The organism is Pseudomonas putida, from assembly GCF_026625125.1.
GTDB classification, from domain to species: Bacteria; Pseudomonadota; Gammaproteobacteria; order Pseudomonadales; family Pseudomonadaceae; genus Aquipseudomonas; species Aquipseudomonas putida_X.
This window is the reverse complement of record NZ_CP113097.1, coordinates 4,288,945-4,308,066: the sequence shown is the minus strand read 5'-3', so window position 1 is coordinate 4,308,066 and position 19,122 is coordinate 4,288,945. Positions and strand designations below refer to the sequence as shown.

General features: G+C 62.2%; 16 protein-coding genes. 9 read left to right on the top strand and 7 right to left on the bottom strand.

What is annotated here, in order from left to right; genetic code table 11:
• Positions 1–594 (bottom strand): septation protein A, encoded by a 594-nt coding sequence (locus OSW16_RS19820; protein WP_267817843.1) that lies wholly within the window; start codon positions 592–594, stop codon positions 1–3.
• Between the two features lie 67 nt (positions 595–661).
• Between OSW16_RS19820 and OSW16_RS19815 the strand changes: the two genes are divergently transcribed.
• The 6 genes from OSW16_RS19815 (at position 662) to OSW16_RS19790 (ending at position 7,504) form a co-directional block, all read left to right on the top strand.
• On the top strand, positions 662–1,522 hold the full coding sequence (locus OSW16_RS19815) for a PHP domain-containing protein (protein WP_267817841.1): 861 nt from the start codon (positions 662–664) through the stop codon (positions 1,520–1,522).
• A gap of 13 nt (positions 1,523–1,535) precedes the next feature.
• A complete protein-coding gene (locus tag OSW16_RS19810; protein ID WP_267817839.1) occupies positions 1,536–2,165 on the top strand; it encodes an L-threonylcarbamoyladenylate synthase in 630 nt (209 codons plus the stop codon).
• 125 nt (positions 2,166–2,290) lie between these two features.
• On the top strand, positions 2,291–3,016 hold the full coding sequence (locus OSW16_RS19805) for a segregation and condensation protein A (protein WP_241804692.1): 726 nt from the start codon (positions 2,291–2,293) through the stop codon (positions 3,014–3,016).
• Positions 3,003–3,800: an SMC-Scp complex subunit ScpB gene (gene scpB, locus OSW16_RS19800; RefSeq protein WP_267817837.1), complete on the top strand. Its 798-nt coding sequence runs from the start codon at positions 3,003–3,005 to the stop codon at positions 3,798–3,800. The genes OSW16_RS19805 and scpB overlap by 14 nt, the downstream gene beginning before the upstream one ends.
• A 227-nt stretch (positions 3,801–4,027) precedes the next feature.
• Positions 4,028–5,092 carry a 23S rRNA pseudouridine(2605) synthase RluB gene (gene rluB, locus OSW16_RS19795; protein ID WP_267817835.1) on the top strand — a complete coding sequence of 355 codons (1,065 nt, stop codon included), beginning with the start codon at positions 4,028–4,030 and terminating at the stop codon, positions 5,090–5,092.
• A 990-nt stretch (positions 5,093–6,082) separates the two neighbouring features.
• A complete protein-coding gene (locus OSW16_RS19790; RefSeq protein WP_241804644.1) occupies positions 6,083–7,504 on the top strand; it encodes an amino acid permease in 1,422 nt (473 codons plus the stop codon).
• 142 nt (positions 7,505–7,646) lie between these two features.
• Here OSW16_RS19790 and OSW16_RS19785 read toward each other — a convergent pair whose 3' ends face one another.
• Positions 7,647–8,531: a LysR substrate-binding domain-containing protein gene (locus OSW16_RS19785; RefSeq protein ID WP_267817833.1), complete on the bottom strand. Its 885-nt coding sequence runs from the start codon at positions 8,529–8,531 to the stop codon at positions 7,647–7,649.
• A 152-nt stretch (positions 8,532–8,683) separates the two neighbouring features.
• On the opposite strand from OSW16_RS19785, the gene OSW16_RS19780 reads away from it, so the two are divergent.
• A complete protein-coding gene (locus OSW16_RS19780) occupies positions 8,684–11,701 on the top strand; it encodes an FAD-binding and (Fe-S)-binding domain-containing protein (protein ID WP_267817831.1) in 3,018 nt (1,005 codons plus the stop codon).
• Between the two features lie 29 nt (positions 11,702–11,730).
• Here the strand turns inward: OSW16_RS19780 and OSW16_RS19775 are convergent, their stop codons facing one another.
• The 4 genes from OSW16_RS19775 to phhA form a co-directional block, all read right to left on the bottom strand.
• A complete protein-coding gene (locus OSW16_RS19775) occupies positions 11,731–12,918 on the bottom strand; it encodes an MFS transporter (protein WP_267817829.1) in 1,188 nt (395 codons plus the stop codon).
• A gap of 95 nt (positions 12,919–13,013) precedes the next feature.
• Complete coding sequence (locus tag OSW16_RS19770; protein ID WP_256215917.1) at positions 13,014–13,139, bottom strand: hypothetical protein; 126 nt, start codon at positions 13,137–13,139, stop codon at positions 13,014–13,016.
• Between the two features lie 212 nt (positions 13,140–13,351).
• A complete protein-coding gene (locus OSW16_RS19765) occupies positions 13,352–13,708 on the bottom strand; it encodes a 4a-hydroxytetrahydrobiopterin dehydratase (protein ID WP_003254532.1) in 357 nt (118 codons plus the stop codon).
• 39 nt (positions 13,709–13,747) lie between these two features.
• Positions 13,748–14,536, bottom strand: coding sequence for a phenylalanine 4-monooxygenase (gene phhA, locus OSW16_RS19760; RefSeq protein ID WP_012315607.1), 789 nt, complete (start codon positions 14,534–14,536; stop codon positions 13,748–13,750).
• Between the two features lie 256 nt (positions 14,537–14,792).
• On the opposite strand from phhA, the gene OSW16_RS19755 reads away from it, so the two are divergent.
• The gene (locus OSW16_RS19755) at positions 14,793–16,352 is read left to right on the top strand and encodes a sigma-54-dependent transcriptional regulator (RefSeq protein WP_267817825.1); all 1,560 of its coding nucleotides are present in this window, start codon (positions 14,793–14,795) and stop codon (positions 16,350–16,352) included.
• 71 nt (positions 16,353–16,423) lie between these two features.
• Here the strand turns inward: OSW16_RS19755 and OSW16_RS19750 are convergent, their stop codons facing one another.
• The gene (locus tag OSW16_RS19750) at positions 16,424–16,678 is read right to left on the bottom strand and encodes a DUF2790 domain-containing protein (RefSeq protein WP_241804639.1); all 255 of its coding nucleotides are present in this window, start codon (positions 16,676–16,678) and stop codon (positions 16,424–16,426) included.
• A 426-nt stretch (positions 16,679–17,104) separates the two neighbouring features.
• Between OSW16_RS19750 and acs the strand changes: the two genes are divergently transcribed.
• Positions 17,105–19,066 (top strand): acetate--CoA ligase, encoded by a 1,962-nt coding sequence (gene acs, locus OSW16_RS19745; RefSeq protein WP_241804638.1) that lies wholly within the window; start codon positions 17,105–17,107, stop codon positions 19,064–19,066.
• Positions 19,067–19,122: the final 56 nt, after the last annotated feature.

The following is a 19,122-nucleotide window of genomic DNA, read 5'->3' as shown; positions in this document are numbered from 1 at the left end:
TCAATCCTTGGGTTTGGAGGTAGAAGGGTCGTCGTGCAGGTGGCGCGACAGGTACAAGCCTTGCGCTACCAGGAATATCACGGTCATGCCCAGGCTGCCGAACACTTTGAAGTCGACCCAGAAATCCTGGAAGGTGAAAGCGACAAACAGGTTGGCCGCGCCACAGAACAGGAAAAACGCGATCCACGCCACGTTCAGTCGGGTCCAGATGGCATCGGGCAAGCTCAGGGCGTGGCCCATGATGCGCTTGATCAGCACCCGGTCGCCGATGAAGTGGCTGCCGGCAAAGCCCAAGGCGAACAGCCAGTTGACCACCGGCGCCTTCCACTTGAGGAAGGTTTCGCTATGGAAGGTCAGGGTCAGGCCGCCGAATACCAGGCAGGCCACCAGCGTCAGCCACTGGCCTTTCTCCAGCTTGCGCTGGCGCAGGAACAGCGCGCCATACACCACCAGCGAACTGATGATCAGCATTGCCGTGGCGCTGTAGATGCCGCCGAATTCGAAGCTGTTCCCGGCAACTTCCAGGGGGCGTGGGTCAAGCTTGTAGACGATGAAGAACAGTAGCAGCGGGATGAAATCGATGAATTGTTTCACAATGGCAGCCAGAATCGGGATGTGGCGGCATAATAACAAACATCGAATCCAGCGGTAGCGCTCCTCCATGAATGTTGATCTGCACTGTCACAGCACGGCCTCCGACGGCGCCCTGTCGCCTACGGTCCTGGTCGCCCGGGCCCATGAGCACGGGGTGCAGACCTTGGCACTGACCGACCACGATACCCTTGAAGGCCTGCCCGAGGCCCGCCAGGCCTGCGTCGAACGGGGTATGCGCTGGGTCAGCGGCGTGGAGCTTTCGTGCACGTGGGGGGGCGCGACCATCCATGTGCTGGGGTATGACTTCCCGCTTGATGCCCCGCCGTTGCTCGAAGCGATCGAAGCCCTGCACCGTGGCCGCTGGCTGCGTGCCGAGGAAATCGACAAGCGGCTGGCGGCCAAGGGCATGCCAGGTGCCCTCGAGGGTGCCCGCGCCGTGCAGCAGGCGTTGGGCGACAGCGGTAACGCGCCGGCGCGGCCGCATTTTGCCGAGCACCTGGTGCGCGCGGGCCACGTCAAAGACCGTGGTGAAGCGTTTCGCAAGTGGTTGGGGGCCGGCAAGCTGGGTGACGTCAAACTGCATTGGCCGACGCTCGAGGAAACCGTTGCCACCTTGCGCCGGTCCAAAGCCTGGGTGAGCCTGGCCCACCCGATGCACTACGATCTGACCCGCAGCAAGCGCAGGCGCCTGATTGCCGACTATATTCAGGCAGGCGGGCAGGCGCTTGAAGTGGTCAATGGGATGATGCCTGCCGAGCAGGTGGGCACGATGTCCATCCTCACTCGTGAGTTCGGCCTGCTGGCAAGCGCTGGCAGCGATTTCCACGGCCCCGGCACCTGGGGCGAGATCGGTGCCTACCGGCCATTGCCTGAGGATCTGCCACCTCTGTGGCGCCGATTCAGCCATGAACAACCTATGGCGATATGAACAGGAAGACTTCGTGAGCCAATTTTTCCAGATTCATCCGGAAAACCCCCAGCCGCGGCTGATCCGTCAGGCGGTGGAAATCATCCGCAAGGGCGGTGTGGTCGTCTACCCGACCGATTCGGCCTACGCACTGGGATGCCAGATCGGTGACAAGGCAGCGATTGAACGGGTTCGGCGTCTGCGTGGGCTGGACAAGACCCACAATTTCACCCTGATGTGCTGCGACATGTCGCAGCTGGGCCTTTACGCCAAGGTCGACACCGGTACCTTCCGCCTGCTCAAGGCCCACGTACCCGGCCCCTACACGTTCATCCTCAATGGCACCCGTGAGGTGCCGCGGCTGTTGCTGCACGAGAAGCGTCGCACCATCGGCCTGCGCGTGCCGGACCACGCCATCACCCTGGCATTGCTGGCTGAGCTGGGTGAGCCGCTGATGAGCGTGAGCCTGATCCTGCCCGGGGATACCGAGCCGATGACCGACCCGTATGAAATCCGCGAGCGCCTGGAACACCATGTGGACCTGGTGATTGATGGCGGTTTCGGCGACCTCAAGGCCTCGACCATCATCGACCTGTCCGGCGACGAGCCTGAACTGATCCGCGAAGGTTGCGGCGACCCCACGCCATTTCTGGTCAACGCGTGAGCCAGATGGAGCTACCCGAGGCTTCGGCCATCGAAGCCGAACTGCCTCGGCAATTGCAGTTGGCCCTGGTCTACGGCGAAGCCCTGACCGAGATGCCGGTGGACCTTTACATTCCGCCGGACGCGCTGGAGGTCATCCTCGAGGCCTTCGAAGGCCCGCTCGACCTGCTGCTTTACCTGATCCGCAAGCAGAACATCGACATTCTCGACATCCCCGTGGCGGAGATCACCCGCCAGTACATGGGTTATGTCGAGTTGATGAAAAGCGTGCGCCTGGAGTTGGCCGCCGAATACCTGGTGATGGCTGCCATGCTTGCCGAGATCAAGTCGCGCATGTTGCTGCCACGCTCCGCCGAGGTCGAGGAGGAGGAAGGCGACCCGCGTGCTGAACTGATTCGCCGCTTGCAGGAGTACGAGCGTTTCAAGGCTGCAGCCGAAGGCATCGACGAGCTCCCGCGTGTTGGCCGTGACGTCGTGGTGCCGCGTCTGGAGGCGCCCCAGGCCAAGGTGCGCAAGCTGTTGCCCCAGGTCAGCCTGGAAGAATTGTTGGTCAGCATGGCCGAAGTCATGCGCCGCAACGATCTGTTCGAAAGCCACCAGATCACCCGTGAAACGCTGTCTACCCGCGAGCGCATGAGCGAAGTGCTGGCGCGCCTGAAGGGCGGCGGCTTCGTGCCTTTCGTCGAACTGTTCACGGCTGAGGAAGGCAAGCTGGGGGTGGTGGTCACCTTCATGGCGATTCTTGAGTTGGTGAAGGAATCGCTGATCGAACTGGTGCAAAATGAGCCTTTCGCCGCTATCCATGTCCGGGTGCGTGCCGAGTCTGTCGAAGAACCTGATGAATCTGAATGAACCCCGCGACCTGGCGTCGCTGATCGAGGCGTTTCTACTCGCCTCAGGCAAGCCGCAATCTCTCGAACGGCTGTACGAGCTGTTCGAGGAGGCCGAGCGCCCTGAGCCGAAGGTATTCAAGAAAGCGTTGGAAGTGCTCGGCAAATCCTGCAGTGGTCGGGCCTTCGAGCTCAAGGAAGTGGCCAGCGGCTATCGCTTGCAGATTCGCGAGAATTTCGCGCCGTGGGTGGGCCGCCTGTGGGAAGAGCGGCCGCAGCGCTATTCCCGTGCGCTGCTCGAAACCATGGCCTTGATCGCTTACCGCCAGCCCATCACCCGCGGCGAGATCGAGGACGTGCGGGGTGTTGCGGTCAACAGCAACATCATCAAGACCCTGATGGAGCGTGAATGGATCCGGGTGGTTGGCCATCGCGAGGTACCTGGGCGGCCGGCGATGTTCGCCACCACCAAGGCGTTTCTCGATCATTTCAACCTCAAGAGCCTGGACGAGTTACCGGCCTTGGCCGAGCTGCGTGAAATGGAGCCGGCGCCCTCGATCGACCCGGATGATGCACCGGTGCCGGCGCATTTGCAGGCGTTGGCCGATGCCAGCCTGGCCGACGAGCAGGCAGTTGCCGAACCCGAGGAGAAGACGAGCTTCCGTAGCCTGCTGGTGGAACTGGATGCGATGGAGGAGGGGCTCAAGACCGATTTCGATGATTTGCCAGAGCAGGATGCGCCAGAGTCAGAGCCAGAGCCAGAGCCAGAGGCCTCGGTCGAGGATCAAGGCAAGCTGCAGCCCTGAGTCTTGTGCGCCAAGATCACAGGCGCTGCGCGGTCGGGTGGGCGCCGGCTTGCCGGCGATGAGGCCGGGGCTTTCAATACGAAACCGCTGGGCAGAAAACCACTTCACCCCCTGAAAACCCTCTAAGCTCCAGTGCGTTCCCCGTTAGAAGCGCGTATGATGCGCGACTTTTTGGCGCGTTCGTCGCCAGAATCTCTGTTTTCATTCCTACACCGGGAGGTGCCCAGATGAGTGAGCAAGACCTGCAAAACACCGAAATCACCCCGCCAGCCGGCGAAAAGCTGCAGAAAGTGCTGGCGCGCATTGGCGTGGGTTCGCGCCGTGACGTCGAGGCTTGGATCAGCCAGGGCCGTATCAAGGTCAATGGCGTCGAGGCCACCCTCGGCCAGCGCGTCGACCTGCACGATGCCATCGCTGTCGACGGCAAGCTGATCAAGCGCGAAGAGGCCGCCGAGGCCACGCGCCGGGTGATCATGTACAACAAGCCCGATGGCGAGATCTGCACCCGTGACGACCCGGAAGGCCGTCCGACCGTGTTCGACCGCCTGTCGCGGCCGAAGGAAGGCCGCTGGATCAACATTGGCCGCCTCGACATCAACACCACCGGCCTGCTGCTGTTCACCACCGACGGTGAGCTGGCCAACCGCCTGATGCACCCGTCCTACGAGATGGACCGCGAGTACGCGGTGCGTGTGCGTGGCGAGGTCGATGACGAGATGATCGAACGCCTGAAGGCGGGCGTGATGCTTGAGGACGGCCCGGCCAAGTTCACCGACATCCAGAAGGCTCCAGGGGGTGAAGGTTTCAACCACTGGTACCACTGTGTGGTGATGGAAGGGCGCAACCGTGAGGTACGCCGCCTGTGGGAATCGCAGGGCATGGTGGTCAGCCGCCTCAAGCGCGTGCGTTTCGGCCCGGTGTTCCTCAACTCCGATCTGCCGATGGGCCGCTGGCGTGAAATGACCCAGGGCGAAATCGACATCCTGGCCGCTGAAGTGGGCCTGCAGCCGGTGGCGCTGCCTGCCATGAACCTGAAGGCCAAGGACAAGATGGAGCGCCTGCAGCGCAAGTCGACGCGGCCGATGGGGCGTAGCGAGCGTGTGCGCAGCCTGCGGCCGGCGCAGGATGCCGCGGCTGCCGAGCGTCCGGCTCGCCAGCCGCGTGAAGAGGCGCCACGCAAGGGCAGCCGCGGCAGCGCCGTTGCTGAGCGTCCGAGCGAGATGCGCAAGCGCCCGGCCAAGCCTGACGGTGATAAGCCGGCAGGGCGTGGTCGCGGCAAGCCGCGCGGCTGATCCGCCACGGCCCGTCAGTTAAGCGACTTGGGGCCGCTGTGCGGCCCATCGCCGGCAAGCCGGCTCCCACCCGGACCGCGCAGTCTTCAGATTTGCGCGGTGACCTGTGGTCCGGCTTGCCGGCGATGGGCTGCACAGCAGCCCCAGCAACGCTGACAGGCACCACCCCATCCTTTTCAGGCCGGCTTCCTGAAGCCCAACGCGGTCCAGGTGGGAGCCGGCTTGCCGGCGATGGGCTGCACAGCAGCCCCAGCAACGCTGACAGGCACCACCCCATCCTTCAGGCCGGCCTTCTGAAGCCCAACGCGGTCCAGGTGGGAGCCGGCTTGCCGGCGATGGGCTGCAAAGCAGCCCCAACAACGCTGACAGGCAATACATCAACCTGCATCCTGGCCTACTGCGCCCGCAGCAGCTCCGCACCCGCCTCTCCGCGCGCCAAGATATTGAAGAAAAAGATTTTTTCGGACGACTGGCAAGTTTTCGAACCGCGCTGTAAAGAAAACTATACGAATTCACCCGCTTTCTCTACTCGGCCCCCCTCCCTGTAAACAGATCTTGCCGCGCCCCACCGCCCAAGACCCCACCTGCGCCAGTCAACCCTATTGCTCAAACCCCCGTCCCACGCTGATATAGCGACCATTGCCGTGCGCAAAAGCCCGTCCACAGAGCCGGGCACACAGAACAACAAATGGAGGCGCCATGTACGCCGATCACTCCGCCTTTCTAGGCTTCCTACCACAGGATCGCTGCGTTTTTTCTGAGGAAACGACGCAACGCGTTGACGCCTGCGCGCTTGCAGGGGTATACAGTGCGCCGCGTTTTACCTGTGACCCTCTTGCGTACCGCGCACTCTTGCTCACACCCGGCTGATCCGCTCCGGCAGCGGCTGTGTTCAAGAAACCAAGGTAACCACCTTGCCCATTCCGCTGCGCCACGAGCGCGGTGGGTCCGATTCCGTCACAGATAAAAACAATGCAGGTGACTTCGTTCATGAGTGAACACAACATGCATTCAGGCGAGCTCAAGCGGGGCCTGAAGAACCGCCACATCCAGTTGATCGCCCTTGGCGGCGCGATTGGTACCGGCCTGTTCCTTGGCTCGGCAGGCGTGATGAAATACGCCGGCCCGTCGATGATCCTGGGCTACGCCATCTGCGGTTTCATCGCCTTCATGATCATGCGCCAGCTTGGGGAGATGATCGTCGAAGAGCCAGTGGCCGGTTCGTTCAGCCACTTTGCCCATAAGTACTGGGGCGGTTTTGCCGGATTCATGTCGGGCTGGAATTGCTGGGTGCTGTACATCCTGGTGGGCATGTCGGAGCTGACGGCGGTCGGCAAGTACATTCACTACTGGTGGCCGGAGATCCCGACGTGGGTCACGGCAGCAGGCTTCTTCCTGCTGATCAACGTCATCAACCTCATGAACGTGAAGGTGTTCGGCGAAGCCGAGTTCTGGTTCGCCATCATCAAGGTCGCCGCCATCGTCGGCATGATCGGCCTGGGTGCCTACCTGCTGACCAGCGGCAGCGGCGGCCCCGAAGCTTCGGTGACCAACCTGTGGGCGCATGATGGCTTCTTCCCGAACGGTGTCAGCGGCCTGGTCATGGCACTGGCGTTCATCATGTTCTCCTTCGGTGGCCTGGAAATGCTCGGCTTCACTGCAGCCGAGGCAGACAAGCCGAAAACCGTGATCCCCAAGGCCATCAACCAGGTCATCTACCGCATCCTGATCTTCTACATCGGTGCACTGGTCGTCCTGCTGTCGCTGACCCCGTGGGATACCCTGGTCGCCAGCATCGATGCTTCTGGCGGCAGCTACGGCAGCAGCCCGTTCGTGCAGGTGTTCTCGCTGCTGGGCAGTGATGTGGCCGCCCACCTGTTGAACTTCGTGGTCCTGACGGCGGCACTGTCGGTGTACAACAGTGGTACCTACTGCAATGCCCGCATGCTGCTGGGCATGGCCGAGCAAGGCGATGCCCCCGCAGCGCTGGCCAAGGTCGACAAACGTGGTGTGCCGGTGCGTTCGATCCTGGTGTCGGCAGCCGTTACCCTGATCGCCGTGCTGCTCAACTACTTCATGCCGCATGATGCGCTGGAGCTGCTGATGTCACTGGTCGTGGCGACCCTGGTGATCAACTGGGCAATGATCAGTTTCTCGCACCTGAAATTCCGCCAGCATTTGAACCGCACCGGCCAGAAGCCGCTGTTCAAGGCGCTGTGGTACCCCTATGGCAACTACATCTGCCTGGCGTTCGTGGTGCTGATCCTGGGCATCATGCTGCAAATCCCGGGCATCCAGGTTTCGGTATATGCCATTCCAGTGTGGGTGCTGATGATGTTCCTGTTCTACATCATCAAGCCCAAACGCCGCGAGCTGGGCAACGGCGCAGCAGCCGGTACTGTTGCCAAGTAAGCGCAGCGGGCGGTGAACGAAACCCGATGTCAGGTAGCTGGCATCGGGTTTTTCATTGCCTGCCCTCAGCGTTTTTGCGGGCATTGCTGGAGGCTTTCTGCGTCGCCTTGGCAGCGACAGGGCCTGTGACGGGAGAAAGCACTCAGATCTGCTCGAGCAGCCAGCCACGAAACGCCCGCAGCGAGGGCAGCGCTTCGTTCCGTGGGGGGTAGATCAGGTAATAGCTGCGCTGGCTGGCGAACGCCGTGCCCGGGCTGAACAGTTCGCCCTTGGCCAGCTCCTCGTCCACCAATATCCGCGGCACCAGGCCGATGCCGATCCCTGCGCGCACCGCCTGAATCAGGTGTGACGTCAGCTCGAAGCTCGGCCCCAGGCGCATCGCCCGGTGCGCCAGGCCATGGTGCGAAAACCATTCGCCCCAGGCATGAGGATTGTTGGCGACGTTGAGCAGTACCTCGGCACTGATGCGTGCCGGGTCCCAGGCCTGGGCATCGCTGCCGGCTTGCGGCGGGAGGATCACCACCAGCTCCTCGGCATGCAGCCGATGGCAGATAAGCCCCGGCAGGTCATGGCTGGCCACGCCGATGGCGGCATCGATCTCGCTGGTATCGAAGTTGATCGCTTCGATCCGCGAATGAATGTGTACCAGCATGCCCGGGTGGGCGCTGTAGAAGGCATGCAGGCGCGGCAGCAGCCACTTGGAGCCGAAGGTGGGCAGGGTAGCCAAGCGCAGCGTGCCGACCCCGGACTGGTAAGCCAGGGCTTGCAAGGTGGCGCTGCGGATGCGGCCCAGCGCTTCGCTGAGTTCGCGCTGGTACAGCCGGCCCACGTCGGTGAGTTGTACCTGGCGGCCTTCGCGGCGGAACAGGGTCAGCCCGAGTTGCTGTTCCAGCGCCTGCACTTGCCGGCTGACCGCGCTCTGGGTCAGGGACAGTTCGGCAGCGGCGCGGGTGTAGCTTTCATGCCGGGCGGCAGCCTCGAAAGCCAGCAGCAATGACATGGAGGGTGTCAGGTGACGGTAATTCATTCATTAAAGTCATTGATAGCGGCAGGATTATCCGTTTGCCCCTGGGGCGAAACTACAGGAACATTGGCCCATTCGTCATCCTTGCGTGGTTCGATCCATGCCAAGGCGACAGGAATCCCGTGAATTAGCCCATTTCAAGAGGCCATCCTTCGATGATCGCCCAACTGCCGACCACTGCGCCAAGCGCCGGTTACCCAGAATTCCTCGAAGCCCTGCGCAACAGCGGCTTCCGTGGCCAGATCAGCGCCGATTACGCCACCCGTACCGTGCTGGCGACTGACAACTCCATCTATCAGCGCCTGCCCCAGGCGGCGGTATTCCCGCTGGACGCCGACGATGTCGCGCGGGTGGCCGCGCTGATGGCCGAAGAACGCTTCCAGCAGGTCAAACTGACCCCACGCGGTGGCGGTACCGGCACCAATGGCCAATCGCTGACCGACGGTATCGTGGTCGACCTCTCGCGGCACATGAACAGCATCCTCGAAATCAATGCCCAGGAGCGTTGGGTGCGAGTGCAGGCTGGCGTGGTCAAGGACCAGCTCAATGCCGCGCTCAAGCCTCACGGGCTGTTCTTTGCGCCTGAACTGTCCACCTCCAACCGCGCTACCGTCGGGGGTATGATCAACACCGACGCCAGCGGCCAGGGCAGTTGCACCTACGGCAAGACCCGCGACCACGTGCTGGAACTGCACAGCGTGCTGCTCGGTGGTGAGCGCCTGCACAGCCTGCCGATCGACGATGCGGCGCTGGAGCAGGCTTGTGCGGCCCCCGGTCGGGTGGGTGAGGTGTACCGGACTGCCCGCGACATCCAGCAAACCCAGGCCGAGCTGATCGCAGCCACCTTCCCCAAGCTCAACCGCTGCCTGACCGGCTACGACCTGGCGCACCTGCGCGACGAGCAGGGCCGTTTCAACCTCAACAGCGTGCTGTGTGGCGCCGAAGGGTCGTTGGGTTATGTGGTCGAAGCCAAGCTCAACGTGCTGCCGATTCCCAAGTATGCGGTGCTGGTCAACGTCCGCTACACCAGCTTCATGGACGCGCTGCGCGATGCAAATGCACTGATGGCGCACAAGCCCCTGTCGATCGAGACAGTGGATTCCAAGGTGCTGATGCTGGCGATGAAGGACATCGTCTGGCATAGCGTTGCCGAGTACTTCCCGGCCGACCCGCAGCGCCCGACGCTGGGTATCAACCTGGTAGAGTTCTGTGGCGATGAGCCTGCCGAGGTCAATGCTCGGGTTGAAGCCTTCATCGATCACCTGCAGCGCGACACCAGTGTCGAGCGCCTGGGCCATACCCTGGCCGAAGGGGCTGAGGCCGTGACTCGCGTCTACACCATGCGCAAGCGTTCGGTGGGGCTGCTGGGCAACGTCGAGGGCGAGGTGCGCCCGCAACCTTTCGTTGAAGACACTGCGGTGCCGCCCGAGCAACTGGCCGACTACATTGCCGATTTCCGCGCGCTGCTCGACGGCTATGGCCTGGCCTACGGCATGTTTGGCCACGTCGACGCCGGCGTGCTGCACGTACGCCCGGCTCTGGACATGAAAGACCCCGCCCAGGCGGCGCTGGTCAAGCCGATTTCCGATGCAGTGGCAGCGTTGACCAAACGCTACGGCGGCCTGCTGTGGGGCGAGCACGGCAAGGGGTTGCGTTCGGAATATGTGCCGGAGTACTTCGGCGAACTGTATCCGGCTCTGCAGCGCCTCAAGGGTGCCTTCGACCCGCGCAACCAACTCAACCCTGGCAAGATCTGCACCCCGCCGGACAGCGCCGAAGGGTTGACCAAGGTAGATGGCGTGACCTTGCGGGGCGACCTCGACCGTACCATCGACGAGCGTGTATGGCAGGACTTCGACAGCGCCGTGCACTGCAACGGCAATGGCGCCTGCTACAACTACGACCCCAACGACGCCATGTGCCCCTCGTGGAAGGCCACCCGTGAGCGCCAGCATTCGCCCAAGGGGCGCGCCTCGTTGATACGTGAATGGCTGCGCCTGCAGGGTGCAGCGAACATCGATGTGCTGGCTGCGGCGCGCAACAAGGCATCCTGGCTCAAAGGGCTGCCGGCGCGGCTGCTCAACAACCGGGCACGCAACCAGGGCCAGGAGGACTTTTCCCATGAGGTCTACGACGCCATGGCCGGCTGCCTGGCGTGCAAGTCATGTGCAGGCCAGTGCCCGATCAAGGTCAACGTGCCAGACTTCCGCTCGCGCTTCCTCGAGCTGTACCACGGCCGCTACCAGCGCCCGGTGCGTGACTACCTGATAGGCTCGCTGGAGTTCACCATCCCCTACCTGGCCCATGCACCTGGGCTGTACAACGCGGTGATGGGGTCGAAGTGGGTCAGCAGGTTGCTGGCGGACAAGGTCGGCATGGTCGACAGCCCGCTGATCAGTCGCTTCAACTTCCAGTCCACCCTCACGCGCTGCCGGGTTGGTGTGGCCAGCGTTCCAGCGCTGCGCGAGCTGACCCCGGCCCAGCGCGAGCGCAGCATCGTGCTGGTGCAGGATGCCTTCACCCGTTACTTCGAGACACCGCTACTGGCGGCGTTCATCGAGCTGGCCAATCGCCTTGGCCACCGTGTATTCCTGGCGCCTTACAGTGCCAATGGCAAGCCGCTGCACGTGCAGGGCTTTTTGGGGGCATTCGCCAAAGCGGCAATCCGCAATGCCACCCAGCTCAAGGCCCTGGCTGACTGCGGTGTGCCGCTGGTGGGCCTGGACCCTGCCATGACCCTGGTCTACCGCCAGGAGTACCAGAAGGTGCCGGGCCTGGAGGGCTGCCCCAAGGTGCTGTTGCCGCAGGAGTGGTTGATGGAGGTGCTGCCCGAGCAGGGGCAGGCCGAGCCTGCAAGCTTCCGGCTGATGGCCCACTGCACCGAAAAAACCAACGTGCCGGCCAGCACCCGCCAGTGGGAGCAGCTATTCGCGCGCTTGGGCCTGAAGCTGGTGACCGAGGCCACGGGGTGCTGCGGTATGTCCGGTACCTACGGGCACGAGGCACGTAACCAGCAGGCGTCGCGGACCATCTTCGAGCAATCCTGGGCGACCAAGCTGGACAAACAAGGGGAGGCGCTGGCAACCGGCTATTCGTGTCGTAGCCAGGTCAAGCGCATGACCGAACGGCAGATGCGTCATCCGCTGGAAGTGGTGTTGCAGTACGTCCGCTGAAGCGAGGAGTGGGGGCGCTTCGCCCCCACTCAACTCTGCCTGAAACGCCGTGCCTGACGGTACAGATACAGGCTCAACAGCAGCCCGCTGCAGGCTGCCGCTGCCGCGAACAAAAACATCGAAGCGAAGCCGAACCCCGAGGCCACCGCGCCCACCAGTGGCCCGGTAATCCCCAGCGACAGGTCGATGAACAGCGAGTACGCCCCCACCGCCGCCCCGCGATTGGCTGCCGAAACCTGGTTCACCGCTTCCACGCCCAGTGCCGGGAATACCAGCGAGAAGCCGAAGCCACTTAGCGCCGCGCCGGCCAAGGCGAGTTCTGCACTGGGTGCCAGCCACAGCATCAACAGCCCCAGTGTCTCGACCGACAGGCACGCGATCGCCACCTTGAACCCGCCAATCCGGTTGATGAGGTTGCCGAACAGCAGCCGCGCACAGATGAAACTGGCACCGAACAGGCTCAGGGTCAGTGCTGCGTTCGCCCAGCCGCGGCTGGCGTAGTAAAGGGTGATGAAGGTGGCGATGGTGCCAAAGCCGATCGAGCCCAAGGCCAGGCCCGAACCGTGTGGGAACACCTTGCCCAGTACCCGCAGAAACGGCAGGCGCACGCCGCTGACGATCGGCGCAGCGCGTTTTGGCCATGCCAGCAGCAAGCCTGCCGCGCACAGCGCGATGATGCTCGCCCCCATGCTCCACAGCCCCAGGTGCTTGACCATCAGCACGCCCAGTGGGGCGCCGATGGCCAGTGCACCGTAGCTGGCGATCCCGTTCCAGGAGATGACTTTAGCGGTGTTCTCGGCGCCGACCCGGCCAATCCCCCAGCCTATCGAGCCCGAGCCGACCAGGCTCTCTGCACTTCCCAGTACCAGGCGGCCGACCAGCAGGCAGGCCAGGCTCAGCCAGGGCAGGTGGGTGAGAAAGGCGCAGGCGAGCATGAACACGCCACTCAGGCCGCAACCGGCGAGGCCATACATGACGGCCTTCTTGCTGCCCAGGTTGTCGATGATGCGGCTGGCTGTGGGGCGGCTGAGCAGGGTGGCGAGGTATTGCACGCTGATCACCAGGCCGGCGACGACGGTGCTGAAACCCAGATCGTTGTGCACATAGCCAGGCAGTACGGCGAGGGGGATGCCGATGTTCAGGTAGCCGATGAAGGTGAACAGGACGATGGAGACGACTTGCAGGGTGACCGCAAGGGGGCGCGGTGAGTCGGGCATGGGGGCCTACGTGGCAGAGGTTCTGGACGGTGTGAAAACGTGATGACAGCGGTAGTCCGAAAGTCAGCCGTTTTCACACAGTCGGGGTTGCGCGGTTATTCCTGGTCAGCGCTGGATTGATCGTCGCCATCCTCGACGGCAGGCGTCGGTTCGGAATGAGCGGCAACGGTTTGCTCTTCGGGGTTCAGGCTTGGGAAGGGAAGATTCGGGATTTCGTGCATCTCGTCGTTCCTCGCAAGTGTGAGTCAAAAGGCTGCGCCAGGCGCGTTTGGAGCTTCGCAAAGCTGACGCAGGATACACAAGTCTGGATGACAGTTTGTAATTTTTCCCGGTCGCTTGTCGGTTTTGCGGGCGGATACCGGACATTGCCCGGGCACGAAAAGGCCGCTGCGCCCCCCGCGAACAGGGCGCGCAGCGGCCTTGGCCAGCGCGTTTACTTGCGCCCTTCAGCGGTTTCGGCAACCTTGTCGGTGCGCGCGCACATGATGAAGTCGTTGCGGTGCAGGCCTTTGATGGAGTGGCTCCACCAGGTGACAGTCACTTTGCCCCACTCGGTCAGCAGGCCTGGGTGATGGCCTTCAGCTTCAGCGATTTCGCCTACGGCATTGGTGAAGGCCAGGGCATGCTTGAAGTTCTTGAACAGGAACACGCGCTCCAGCTCCATGTGACCGTCACGTACTTCGATGTTCCAGTCCGGGATCTCGCGGATGAGTTCGGCCAGTTCCTCGTCGGTGACTTTTGGCGCATCGGCGCGGCAGGCTTCGCAGTGGGCTTGGTTCAAGGCATTCATAAGGTGTTTTCCGATTCGAGTTGTTGTCGGCGAGGTCGCTCAGGCGGCGACCTTGGGTGGAAATTTCGGTGCATGCAGCCCCAGCTGCATGGCTTGCTGGACCATGCCCATGATGTCTTCGTGGGCCAGGTCGAACAGGCGCTTGAGGTTCGGTAGCACGAAGTACAGCGGCTGCAGAATGTCGATACGGTAGGGGGTGCGCATGGCTTCGATCGGGTCGAAGGCCTGGTGCTCCGGCTCACCGGACAGACTGTAGACGGTTTCCTTGGGCGACGAGAGGATGCCGCCGCCATAGATCTTGCAGCCCTGCGCGGTTTCCATCAGGCCGAACTCAATGGTCATCCAGTACAGCCGCGCCAGGTAGACGCGCTGTTCCTTGGTCGCGGCCAGGCCCAACTTGCCATAGGTGTGGGTGAATTCGGCGAACCAGGGGTTGGTCAGCAGTGGGCAGTGGCCGAAGATCTCGTGGAAGATGTCGGGCTCTTGCAGGTAATCCAGCTCTTGCGGGGTGCGGATAAACGTAGCGACCGGGAAGCGCTTGCTGGCCAGCAGCTCGAAGAAGGTCTGGAAAGGGATCAGCGCCGGCACACGGGCAACTTGCCAGCCGGTGGTGGCGCCCAGCACCTTGTTGATCTCGCCCAGCTGCGGGATGCGGTCATGGGGCAGTTTGAGCTGATCGATGCCATCGAGGTACTCCTGGCATGCCCGGCCTTCGATGACCTTCAGCTGACGGGTGATCAGGGTATTCCACACCGCATGCTCTTGCTGCGGGTAGTCGATAAAGCCTTGCGCATCGGGCTCGCGTGCCACGTATTGCGTCTGTTTCATGTGGCTCTCCTGGTGAGGGCTTTTATTGTTATGTCCACGACATACCCAAGAAATATCCCTTCATCCGACCGATTGCACGGGGTGCCCGAACCCTTGGGCGGCAGTTCTCAGGTGATTTACGTAACGATAATTTTACAAATGCCGCAGGGTCGCGGAAAATTTGGTGTGTCGGGCTGACCATTGCTGTGTTTTTGTCAGCTTTTCTTTACGGGTTTTATGCGGCCTGTTGAAAAACTTCGCCGCTTCGAGAGCTTTCATGCGTATCAAAGTGCATTGCCAGAACCGCATCGGCATCCTGCGCGACATTCTCAACCTGTTGGTGGAGTACGGTATCAACGTGCTCCGTGGTGAAGTCGGTGGCGACCATGGCAACGCCATCTACCTGCACTGCCCGAACCTGATCAACCTGCAGTTCCAGGCTCTGCGCCCGAAATTCGAGTCGATCGCCGGGGTGTTCGGGGTCAAGCGCGTCGGCCTGATGCCCAGTGAGCGACGGCACATGGAGCTCAACGCGTTGCTGGGTGCCCTGGACTTCCCGGTGCTGTCGGTCGACATGGGTGGCAGCATCGTCGCCGCCAACCGCACCGCGGCGCAGTTGCTGGGCGTGAGGGTCGACGAGGTGCCGGGCATCCCGTTGGCGCGTTATGCCGAAGACTTCGACCTGCCGGAACTGGTGCGGGCTAACAAATCGCGAATCAATGGCCTGCGGGTCAAGGTCAAAGGCGACATTTTCCTGGCCGACATCGCCCCGTTGCAGTCCGAGCATGACGACAGCGAGGCATTGGCTGGCGCGGTATTGACCCTGCACCGTGCCGACCGCATCGGCGAGCGGATCTACAGCGTGCGCAAGCAGGAGCTGCGCGGTTTCGACAGCATATTCCAGAGCTCGCGTGTGATGGCGGCGGTGGTGCGTGAGGCACGGCGCATGGCGCCACTGGACGCGCCATTGCTGATCGAAGGCGAGACAGGCACCGGCAAGGAGCTGCTGGCGCGTGCCTGTCATCTGGCCAGCCCGCGGGGCCAGGCGCCCTTGATGGCACTCAACTGTGCCGGCCTGCCAGAGTCCATGGCGGAAACCGAGCTGTTCGGTTATGGCCCCGGTGCGTTCGAGGGCGCGCGCGCCGAAGGCAAGCTGGGCCTTCTGGAGTTGACCGCGGGTGGCACACTGTTCCTCGACGGGGTGGGGGAGATGAGCCCGCGCCTGCAGGTGAAGCTGCTGCGCTTTCTGCAGGACGGCTGCTTCCGCCGGGTAGGCAGTGATGAAGAGGTGTACCTGGATGTACGTGTGATCTGCGCCACCCAGGTGGACCTGTCCGAGCTGTGCGCCCGGGGTGAATTTCGCCAGGACCTGTACCATCGCCTCAATGTGTTGTCGTTGCACATACCGCCGTTGCGCGAGTGCATGGACGGCCTGGAAGGGTTGGTGCAGCACTTTCTCGATCAGGCCAGCCGGCAGATTGGCTGTGCCATGCCGCGCCTGGCGCCTGCGGCGATGGACAAGCTGGCGCACTACCATTGGCCGGGCAATGTCCGGCAACTGGAAAACGTATTGTTCCAGGCGGTATCGTTGTGCGAAGGCGCAATGGTGAAGAGCGAACATATTCGCTTGCCGGATTACGGCGTACGGCAACCCTTGGGTGAGTTTACCCTTGAAGGTGATCTTTCGCAGATTGTCGGGCGCTTCGAAAAGGCTGTACTGGAAAGTCTGATCGGTGAATACCCAAGTAGCCGGGCGCTGGGCAAACGGCTGGGTGTTTCACATACGACCATTGCCAATAAGTTGCGGGATTATTCGTTGGGCAAGTCGAACGAATAGTGCTGGAGTGAACTCAAGCGGTTCATTATGCAATCGTTAATGAATGGGCCCCGCAGGGCCCAGATCATTCATCAGCCGTTGGAGCAGCCGTTACCCATCACGCGGTATTCGAGAATATGCTTCTGGCCCTTGGAGTCCTCATAGGTCATGCGGGCCGGCACGACTTCGCACACGTTTGGCACTTCGCTCATGGAGATGACGCGGGCGATGTCCAGGTGCTGCGAATAACTGTACTGCTCAACCGGAATCTGCTCGACATCCTTTGCTTCACCGGCGATTGCCGCACTGCAAAGACCGCCAAGTACCAATACCAGTAACGCTTTCATTTTCAATTTACCTGTCTAAGGTCGTGAGAGGGCATGCGGCGCTTGTGGCGCCACAAGTAAAGCCAAGTGTTCAACTGTCGGATTAGCGTGGGATTAACGTATTGCCTTCGTGGGGGCTGTTACTGTTACCAGTTGTTAATCGCCTTGCCGTTGCTGGCGAGGTGAATGTTATGCCTGGGTAATTACGGGAAACAGTAGGGGTTTTGATAAAGTTTTTTCGCCTTTTGACAGAAACTGTAACAATCCCCCCGGCAAAATCTTGTGCATTACCTCTCGCCAGGCTGCCAGCTGCGGCCTAGAGCCTTTCCGGCGGGTCACGAGGTGCGCAGCCCGTCGCGTTACTACCATCGTCGTATGGCTTTTGCCGCTCTGGTACAGTTACAAACGGTTCCATACAAAAACAACTATTACACCGAGGTAACACAGATGAGTGCGGCTCCACTGTATCCCGTTCGTCCCGAGGTTGCGGCCACTACCCTGACCGACGAGGCCACCTACAAGGCCATGTACCAGCAATCGGTGATCAATCCGGACGGCTTCTGGCGTGAGCAGGCCCAGCGCATTGACTGGATCAAGCCTTTCACCAAGGTCAAGCAGACTTCCTTCGACGATCACCATGTCGATATCAAGTGGTTTGCCGATGGCACTCTGAACGTTTCCTCCAACTGCCTGGACCGCCACCTCGAAGAGCGCGGCGACCAACTGGCGATCATCTGGGAAGGCGACGACCCTTCCGAACACCGCAACATCACCTACCGCGAACTCCACGAGCAGGTCTGCAAGTTCGCCAACGCCCTGCGCGGGCAGGACGTGCACCGTGGCGATGTAGTCACCATCTACATGCCGATGATCCCCGAGGCCGTGGTGGCGATGCTGGCCTGTGCCCGCATCGGTGCGATTCACTCGGTCGTGTTTGGCGGTTTCTCGCCTGAAGCGCTGGCCGGGCGCATCATCGATTGCAAGTCCAAGGTGGTGATCACCGCCGACGAAGGTTTGCGCGGCGGCCGCCGTACTCCGCTCAAGGCCAACGTCGACCTGGCGCTGACCAACCCTGAAACCAGCAGCGTGCAGAAAATCATCGTGTGCAAGCGCACCGGTGGTGACATCGCCTGGCACCAGCACCGCGACATCTGGTACGAAGACCTGATGAAGGTGGCTTCCAGCCATTGTGCGCCAAAGGAAATGGGCGCCGAAGAGGCGTTGTTCATTCTTTACACCTCCGGCTCCACCGGCAAACCCAAAGGGGTGCTGCACACAACGGGTGGTTACCTGGTGTACGCCGCGCTGACCCACGAGCGCGTCTTTGACTACCGCCCCGGCGAGGTCTACTGGTGCACCGCGGACGTCGGTTGGGTCACCGGCCACAGCTACATCGTCTACGGCCCGCTGGCCAATGGTGCTACCACGCTGCTGTTCGAGGGCGTACCGAACTACCCGGACATTACCCGGGTGTCGAAGATCGTCGACAAGCACAAGGTCAACATCCTCTACACCGCCCCTACCGCGATCCGCGCCATGATGGCCGAAGGGCAGGCGGCCGTTGAGGGGGCCGATGGCTCGAGCCTGCGCCTGCTGGGTTCGGTCGGTGAGCCGATCAACCCTGAGGCGTGGAACTGGTACTACAAGACCGTCGGCAAGGAGCGCTGCCCGATCGTCGACACCTGGTGGCAGACCGAGACCGGCGGCATCCTGATCAGCCCGCTGCCAGGCGCCACGGGCCTGAAGCCGGGTTCGGCGACCCGTCCGTTCTTCGGTGTGGTGCCGGCGCTGGTGGACAACCTGGGCAACCTGATCGATGGCGCGGCCGAGGGCAACCTGGTCATCCTCGATTCCTGGCCGGGCCAGTCCCGCTCGCTGTATGGCGATCATGACCGCTTCGTCGATACTTACTTCAAGACCTTCCGTGGCATGTATTTCACCGGCGACGGTGCGCGCCGTGACGAGGATGGTTACTACTGGATCACGGGCCGTGTGGATGACGTGCTCAACGTTTCCGGCCACCGTATGGGTACCGCAGAGATCGAAAGCGCCATGGTCGCCCATGCCAAAGTGGCTGAGGCTGCGGTGGTGGGTGTGCCGCACGACATCAAAGGGCAGGGCATCTATGTGTACGTGACCCTCAACGCCGGTGTGGAGCCCAGCGAGCAGTTGCGCATGGAGCTGAAGAACTGGGTGCGCAAGGAAATCGGCCCGATTGCCTCGCCAGATGTCATTCAGTGGGCGCCAGGGCTGCCGAAGACGCGCTCGGGCAAGATCATGCGGCGTATCCTTCGCAAGATCGCCACGGCGGAATACGGCTCGCTGGGGGATATCTCCACCTTGGCCGACCCGGGCGTGGTGCAGCACTTGATCGATACGCACAAAGCGATGAGCCTGGCATCGGCTTGATGAGCTGAGCAGGGCTGCAGCGCAGTTCTGCTTCAAACGAAAACCCCGTACGGGCG

Bases quoted from the DNA above. Each gene is read 5' to 3' on its own strand.
- OSW16_RS19815 (WP_267817841.1), top strand. From the start codon at position 662: ATGAATGTTGATCTGCACTGTCACAGCACGGCCTCCGACGGCGCCCTG.
- scpB (WP_267817837.1), top strand. From the start codon at position 3,003: ATGAATCTGAATGAACCCCGCGACCTGGCGTCGCTGATCGAGGCGTTT.
- rluB (WP_267817835.1), top strand. From the start codon at position 4,028: ATGAGTGAGCAAGACCTGCAAAACACCGAAATCACCCCGCCAGCCGGC.
- OSW16_RS19790 (WP_241804644.1), top strand. From the start codon at position 6,083: ATGAGTGAACACAACATGCATTCAGGCGAGCTCAAGCGGGGCCTGAAG.
- OSW16_RS19785 (WP_267817833.1), bottom strand. From the start codon at position 8,531: ATGAATTACCGTCACCTGACACCCTCCATGTCATTGCTGCTGGCTTTC.
- OSW16_RS19780 (WP_267817831.1), top strand. From the start codon at position 8,684: ATGATCGCCCAACTGCCGACCACTGCGCCAAGCGCCGGTTACCCAGAA.
- OSW16_RS19775 (WP_267817829.1), bottom strand. From the start codon at position 12,918: ATGCCCGACTCACCGCGCCCCCTTGCGGTCACCCTGCAAGTCGTCTCC.
- OSW16_RS19770 (WP_256215917.1), bottom strand. From the start codon at position 13,139: ATGCACGAAATCCCGAATCTTCCCTTCCCAAGCCTGAACCCCGAAGAG.
- OSW16_RS19765 (WP_003254532.1), bottom strand. From the start codon at position 13,708: ATGAATGCCTTGAACCAAGCCCACTGCGAAGCCTGCCGCGCCGATGCG.
- phhA (WP_012315607.1), bottom strand. From the start codon at position 14,536: ATGAAACAGACGCAATACGTGGCACGCGAGCCCGATGCGCAAGGCTTT.
- OSW16_RS19755 (WP_267817825.1), top strand. From the start codon at position 14,793: ATGCGTATCAAAGTGCATTGCCAGAACCGCATCGGCATCCTGCGCGAC.
- OSW16_RS19750 (WP_241804639.1), bottom strand. From the start codon at position 16,678: ATGAAAGCGTTACTGGTATTGGTACTTGGCGGTCTTTGCAGTGCGGCA.
- acs (WP_241804638.1), top strand. From the start codon at position 17,105: ATGAGTGCGGCTCCACTGTATCCCGTTCGTCCCGAGGTTGCGGCCACT.